The following is a 4,999-nucleotide window of genomic DNA, read 5'->3' as shown; positions in this document are numbered from 1 at the left end:
CCACCGTCCGGTCCAGGTCCGGATGACCGTCCAGAGTGCCCTCGTACGAGCCGTCGGGGTGCACGAGCACGACCCTGCCCAGGAGGCCGGCCGGGCCGGTGGCCACCCGGGCGATCGCCGCCGCCTCGCCGCCCGCGGCGGCCGCGAGGGCCGCCGCGAAGACCGGCCGGCCAGGCGCGTCCGTGCCCAGTGGAGTGACCAGGACTTCGAGTTCACCGCCGCAGGTCAGTCCGACCGCGAAGGCGTCCTCGTCGCTGTACCCGAAGCGCTCGCGCACGACCTGGCCGTCCTGGAGTGCCTGGACGCACAGGTCGTAGACCGCGCCTTCCACGCAGCCGCCGGAGACCGAGCCGATGGCCGTGCCCTGGCTGTCGACGGCCAGGGCGGCGCCCGGATCGCGCGGGGCGCTGCCGCCGACCGTCACGACGGTGGCGACGGCGAAGGCGCGGCCCTCCTCGATCCAGCGGTGCAGCGCCTCGGCGATGTCAAGCATCCAGGGCTCCTCCCGCGTTCAGGACACGGTCGGGCCGGATCGGCAGGTTCCGGTGGCGTACCCCGGTGGCGTGCCAGACCGCGTTGGCGATCGCCGCGGCGGCACCCACGATGCCGATCTCGCCGATGCCCTTGATGTTGACGGGGTCGTCCGCGTCGGTGTCCTCCACCCAGTCCGCCTCGATGACGGGCACGTCGGCGTTGGCGGCGAAGTGGTAGCCCGCGAAGTCGGCGCCGACGTGGCCGCCGGTGGCCTGGTCGCGGTGGGCCTCCTCGTGCAGGGCCATGGACAGGCCCCAGGTCATTCCGCCGACGAACTGGCTGCGTGCGGTCAGCGGGTTGACGATCTTGCCGGCGGCGAAGACGCCGAGCATCCGCCGCACCCGCACCTCACCGGTGGTGACATCGACGGCCACCTCGGCGAACTGCGCCCCGAAGGAGTGTCGTTCCTTCTGGGCCAGGGCGCCGACGGCCGCACTGGTGTCGGAGCGCACGGTGATTCCCTGCGGCGGAATGTCGCCGCCCAGGGCCAGTTGCTCGCGCAGTTCCGCCACCGCGACCCGGACCGCCCAGCCCCAGGAGCGGGTCCCCATCGAGCCGCCGGAGATCGCCGCCGGGCCGAAGTCGCTGTCGCCGATGCGCACCTGGACGCGCTCCCGGGGCACTTCGAGGGCTTCCGCGGCGATCAGGGTCAGTGCGGTGCGCGCTCCCGTGCCGACGTCCGCGGCGTTGATCCGCACGGTGAAGGTGCCGTCGGCCTCCGCGGTGGCCGCCGCCGTGGACGGCGCGACGATCACCGGGAAGGTGGCGGACGCCGTGCCCGTGCCAAGGAGCCAGCGCCCCTCGCGCCGCACGCCGGGACGCGGGTCGCGGTCCGCCCAGCCGAAGCGGCGGGCGCCCTCCTCGTAGGCGGCAAGGAGGTTGCGGCTGGCGAAGGGCAGCCCGGAGACGGGGCCCACGTCCGGTTCGTTGCGCACGCGCAGCGCGATCGGGTCCACGCCGCACTGCTCGGCGAGTTCGTCGAGCGCGGACTCCAGGGCGAAGGAGCCCGGAGCCTCGCCGGGCGCGCGCATGAAGGTCGGCGTCGGCACGTCGAGGCGTACCACGCGGTTGACGCTGCGATGGGCGTCGGAGGCGTACATGGGACGCCCGAACCCGGCGCTGGTCTCGACGAATTCATGGACCGTCGAGGTGAGGCTGTGCGCCTGGTGGTCGACGGCGCGCAGCCGCCCGTCGGCGTCGGCGCCCAGGCGCACGCGCTGCGCGGTGGGGCTGCGGTAGCCGGTGAGCGAGAACAGCTGGCGCCGGGTGATGACGACCCTGACCGGGCGGTCCAGCTGGGTCGCGGCCATCACGGCGAGGATCTGGTGCACGCGCACGCCCTTGGAGCCGAAGGCGCCGCCGATGTGTTCGGAGCGCACCCGCACCGAGGCCGGGTCCAGGGAGAACAGCTTCGCCAGTTCGTCGGCGACCCAGCCGCTGCCCTGGTTGGAGTCGACGACCTCGAGGCGCCCGCTGTCCCAGCGCGCCATCGCGGCGTGCGGTTCCATCGAGCTGTGGTGCTCTTCGGGGGTGGTGTACTCCTGGTCCACGACATGTGCGGACGCGGCCAGTTCGGCCTCCAGGTCGCCCTTCTCCATCAGCATGCCGTCGCCCTCGGGCAGGTACGTGCCGGGGTGCGCGGAGCTGAACGCGACGTCGTGCGTCTCCTCCTCGTAGCGCACCACCAGGGCCTCGGCGGCCTCGCGGGCCTGCTCGGAGGACTCGGCGACGACCAGGGCCACCGGCCAGCCGACGAAGGGGATCCGGTCGTGCTGGAAGACCTCGACGATCGGGTCGGGCTTGCCGAGCATGCTGACGTAGTCGCCGTCGACGCGCGGCGCGTTGCCGTGGTGCAGGACGCTGAGGACGCCGGGCATCTTGCGGACGGGATCGGACTCCACCGAGAGGATCCGGCCGCGGGCGATGGTGGACAACACCAGCCAGCCGTGCGCGAGCTCGGCGTAGGGGACCTCTCCCGCGTACCGGGCCGCGCCGGTGACCTTGTCCCGGCCTTCCACGCGGGTGTAGGAAACACCGGCGGCGCCCGTCGCCGCGGGGGACGTGGTCGTCGTGGTCCGCGCCGTCATCGGCCGGCCTCCTCGGTGAGCTCGGTCAGCAGGGCGACGACGAGGTTGCGCATCAGCGTCACCTTGTAGCCGTTGTCGGGCAGTGCCTTGGCGGCGGCCAGTTCGGCATCGGCCGCGGCGGCGAAGGCCTCGGCGGTCGCGGGGCCGCCGGTCAGGGCCTGTTCGGCCGCCCGGGCACGCCACGGCCGCGAGGCCACCGCGCCGAAGGCCAGGCGCACTTCGCGTACGACACCGTCCTGGACGTCGAGCGCGGCGGCGATCGAGCCGATCGCGAAGGCGTACGACGCGCGCTCGCGCACCTTGCGGTAGCGGGAGCGGGCGGCGACCGGGGCGGGCGGCAGGGTGATGCCGGTGATCAGCGCGCCGGAGGGCAGCGCGGTCTCCAGGTGCGGGGTGCTGCCCACGGCCAGGTAGAAGTCCGCGAGCGGGATCTCGCCGGTGCCCTCTGCCGTCTCGTAGGAGACGACGGCGTCGAAGGCAGCGAGCGCCACCCCCATGTCGGAGGGGTGCACGGCCACGCAGTGCTCGCTGGCACCGAGGATGGCGTGGTTGTGGTGCTCGCCCCCGACGGCGGGGCAGCCGCTGCCGGGGTCGCGTTTGTTGCAGGGTTTGGACAGGTCGGCGAAGTAGCCGCAGCGGGTGCGCTGGAGCAGGTTGCCGCCGACGGTGGCCATGTTGCGCAGCTGGCCCGACGCACCGGCCAGGACGGCTTCGGCAAGGGCGGGGTAGCGGCGGCGCACTTCGGGGTGGACGGCGAGGTCGCTGTTGGTGACGGTCGCGCCGATGCGCAGACCGCCGTCGCCGGTGACCTCGATGCGGTCCAGGGGCAACTCGCGTACGTCGATGAGCAGTCCGGGCCGCTCCACGCCGGTCTTCATCAGGTCGACGAGGTTGGTGCCGCCGCCCAGGACGCGCGCGTCGGGCTCGGCGCCCAGGAGCGCGACAGCACCGGGGACGTCGAGGGCTCGCTCGTAACCGAATTCCCTCATGCCACGGCCTCCGTACCCTCGGTGTTGGCGGCGGCCGCCTGCGCGACCGCCTGGACGATCGACACATACGCGCCGCAGCGGCACAGGTTGCCGCTCATGCGTTCGCGGATCTCTTCGGCGCTCAGCTCGGGCACGCCCGCCTCGGGCCGCACGTCGGTGGTGGCGGCGCTGGGCCATCCCGCCGCGTGCTCCTCGATGACCGCGATGGCCGAACAGACCTGTCCCGGCGTGCAGTAGCCGCACTGGTATCCGTCGAGGTCGAGGAACGCCTGCTGCACCGGGTGCAGTTGGTTGCCCTGTGCCACGCCCTCGATGGTGGTGATCTCGCGCCCCTCGGAGGCGACGGCCAGTTGCAGGCAGGAGACGGCGCGCCGGCCGTCGACAAGGACCGTGCAGGCGCCGCACTGGCCTTGGTCGCAGCCCTTCTTGGTGCCGGTCAGATCGAGGCGCTCGCGCAGGGCGTCGAGCAGGGTGGTGCGGTGGTCGACGGGCAGCGTGTGCTTTTCGCCGTTGATGTTCAGGGTGATGGCGCTGGACGTCGATAGGGCCACGATCAGCCTTCTTTCGCTTCTGTCAGCTCGTGTCACGTGCGAGGGGGTGCTTCGTGGGGGTGGCCCCGGCGCTGAAGCCGCGTCGGGGTGGCGCTGTGCGGGCGGGGGTCGGCTCGGGGCGCCCGCGGCATGCGCGGCGGGGCGGGCGGTGCACGGCGTTCGCGACCGACCATCCCCACCGGCGGCGTCTGCCGGTATGGTGACCCTAAGCGGACAGCTGTCCGTTAGCTTCAAAACTTAACGGACAGCTGTCCGCTTAGCAAGGGCGCCCCACGATTCCCGGGAGGAGGACGAGTGCACCCCAAGAAGGACGCGTTGCGCTCGGACGCGCAACGGAATCGCGAACGCATCCTGGAAGTGGCCCTGGCCGAGCTGACCTGCTCGGCGGACGCCCCGCTGAGCGTCATCGCCAAGAAGGCCGGGGTCGGGCAGGGCACGTTCTACCGCAACTTCCCCAACCGCGAGGCCCTCGTCCTCGAGGTCTACCGCTACGAAGTGCAGCAGGTCGCCGACACCGCCTGCCAGCTGCTCCAGACCCGCCCGCCCGACCAGGCCCTGCGGGAGTGGATGGACCGCCTGGCGCAGTACGCCATGGCCAAGGCGGGCCTGGCCGACGCGATGCGCAAGGCCACCAGCACCCGGGGCACCCTGGCCGGTGTGGGGCACGGCCCGGTGACCGCGGCCGTCACCCTGCTGCTGGAGGCCAACGAAAAGGCCGGCACCATCCGCCCGGGCCTCACCCCCGACGACTTCCTGCTGGCCATCGCGGGCCTGTGGCAGATCGACCCGCACGGCGACTGGCAGACCCGCGCCGGACGCCTCATGGACCTGGTCATGG

At 72.7% G+C, this 4,999-nt stretch carries 5 protein-coding genes; 1 reads left to right on the top strand and 4 read right to left on the bottom strand.

The annotated features are described in order from the left end of the window. The 4 genes from ACQKIP_RS39420 to ACQKIP_RS39405 form a co-directional block, all read right to left on the bottom strand. On the bottom strand, positions 1–493 hold a 493-nt coding region (locus ACQKIP_RS39420), incomplete at its 3' end, for an XdhC family protein (RefSeq protein WP_427745258.1). After that, positions 486–2,621, bottom strand: coding sequence for a xanthine dehydrogenase family protein molybdopterin-binding subunit (locus ACQKIP_RS39415; protein WP_365854095.1), 2,136 nt, complete (start codon positions 2,619–2,621; stop codon positions 486–488). The genes ACQKIP_RS39420 and ACQKIP_RS39415, both read right to left, overlap by 8 nt. Next, positions 2,618–3,610, bottom strand: a complete 993-nt coding sequence (locus ACQKIP_RS39410) for an FAD binding domain-containing protein (RefSeq protein WP_365854097.1) — start codon at positions 3,608–3,610, stop codon at positions 2,618–2,620. The genes ACQKIP_RS39415 and ACQKIP_RS39410 overlap by 4 nt, the downstream gene beginning before the upstream one ends. Further along, positions 3,607–4,161 (bottom strand): (2Fe-2S)-binding protein, encoded by a 555-nt coding sequence (locus ACQKIP_RS39405; RefSeq protein ID WP_365854099.1) that lies wholly within the window; start codon positions 4,159–4,161, stop codon positions 3,607–3,609. The genes ACQKIP_RS39410 and ACQKIP_RS39405 overlap by 4 nt, the downstream gene beginning before the upstream one ends. Positions 4,162–4,455: 294 nt before the next feature. Between ACQKIP_RS39405 and ACQKIP_RS39400 the strand changes: the two genes are divergently transcribed. Further along, positions 4,456–4,999, top strand: a 544-nt coding sequence (locus ACQKIP_RS39400; protein ID WP_427745257.1) for a TetR/AcrR family transcriptional regulator, incomplete at its 3' end; no start/stop codon positions are given.

This window comes from Streptomyces sp. NPDC059900 (assembly GCF_050270335.1).
Taxonomy (GTDB): domain Bacteria; phylum Actinomycetota; class Actinomycetes; order Streptomycetales; family Streptomycetaceae; genus Streptomyces.
This window is presented reverse-complemented; position numbering and strand designations above follow the sequence as displayed.

Bases quoted from the DNA above. Each gene is read 5' to 3' on its own strand.
- ACQKIP_RS39415 (WP_365854095.1), bottom strand. From the start codon at position 2,621: ATGACGGCGCGGACCACGACGACCACGTCCCCCGCGGCGACGGGCGCC.
- ACQKIP_RS39410 (WP_365854097.1), bottom strand. From the start codon at position 3,610: ATGAGGGAATTCGGTTACGAGCGAGCCCTCGACGTCCCCGGTGCTGTC.